The following is a 1,203-nucleotide window of genomic DNA, read 5'->3' as shown; positions in this document are numbered from 1 at the left end:
TGACCTGCTCCCCTTTAAGTCCGCGTTTATAGGTTAGCTCTGTTCAGGGTTTGGTCCTCTACTGACCGTTGGTGATACTCCCACGGGGTGAGCCCGTCGAGGCTCGTGTGGGGGCGATGGTGATTGTAGTCGTCGCGCCAGGCCGAGATAAGCTCCCGGGCGTGGCGCAGGTTGGCGAACAAATGCTCGTTGAGGCACTCGTCGCGCAGGCGGCCATTGAAGCTCTCGACGAAGCCGTTCTGCATGGGCTTGCCCGGAGCGATGTAGTGCCACTCTACCTTGTGGTCCTCCTGCCATTTGAGGATGGCGTTCGAGGTCAGCTCAGTCCCATTGTCGCTGACCACCATGCAGGGATGGCCTCTGACCTCGGCGATCCGGTCCAGCTCTCGGGCGACGCGGTGGCCAGTGAGCGAGGTGTCGACAACGGTCGCCAGGCATTCTCGGCTGAAGTCATCGATCACGCACAAGATGCGGAAGCGGCGGCCATCGCTCAGACTGTCCGAGACGAAGTCCAGAGACCAGCGTTGGTTCGGCCCCTGCGGGATCGCCATTGGCGCCCGGGTTCCCAGTGCCCGCTTGCGACCGCCCCGTTTACGGGCTGTTAGGCCCTCCTCGCGGTAGAGCCGGTAGAGCTTCTTCCAGTTCAGCGCCCAGCCTTCCCGCCGCAACAGGATGTGCAGACGCCGATAACCGAACCGTCGCCTCTCGCCGGACAGTTCCCGCAGCCGCTTGCGCAACTCCCCGTCCTCCGGCCTGACCAGCTGCCGCCGATACACGCGCGGATCGATCCCGGCCAAGGCGCAGGCCCGCCGCTGCGAATAGCTCTTTTCCTTCATGGCCCAGTCCACGGCACGTCGCCTCGAACCAGGCCTCAGAAGTTTTTTCCCAGCATCTCTTTCAGCGTCGCAACATCGAGCATCTGTTCGGCCAGCATCTTCTTCAGTTTCGCGTTCTCGGCCTCCAGCGCCTTCAGCCGCCGGGCGTCCGACACCTCCATGCCGCCATATCTCGAGCGCCACTTGTAGAAGGTTGCGTCGCTGATGCCGTGCTTGCGGCACAGCTCCTTCGCGCCCAGCCCGGCCTGGTGCTCCTTCAGGATGCCAATGATCTGCTCTTCGCTGAACCGGCTTCTCTTCATCGTCTGTCTCCTCGTTTGGAGAACAGGCTAACTTCAAACTGCGGACTTTTCAGGGGAGCAGGTCA

1 protein-coding gene is annotated in these 1,203 nt (G+C 62.3%); it reads right to left on the bottom strand.

Annotated features, from left to right (window positions below):
- Positions 1 to 26: 26 nt before the first annotated feature.
- Positions 27 to 1,138, bottom strand: a protein-coding gene (locus CLG85_RS27110) for an IS3 family transposase (protein ID WP_095882986.1) whose coding sequence is annotated in 2 segments (ribosomal slippage) — positions 27 to 889 and positions 889 to 1,138 — 1,113 coding nt in all. Because the reading frame shifts where the segments join, the coding sequence is not laid out codon by codon here.
- Positions 1,139 to 1,203: the final 65 nt, after the last annotated feature.

It is taken from the genome of Alloyangia mangrovi (assembly GCF_002300555.2).
Taxonomy (GTDB): Bacteria; Pseudomonadota; Alphaproteobacteria; order Rhodobacterales; family Rhodobacteraceae; genus Salipiger; species Salipiger mangrovi.
The sequence above is the reverse complement of the archived record's forward strand: the minus strand, read 5'-3'. Positions and strand labels throughout refer to the sequence as shown.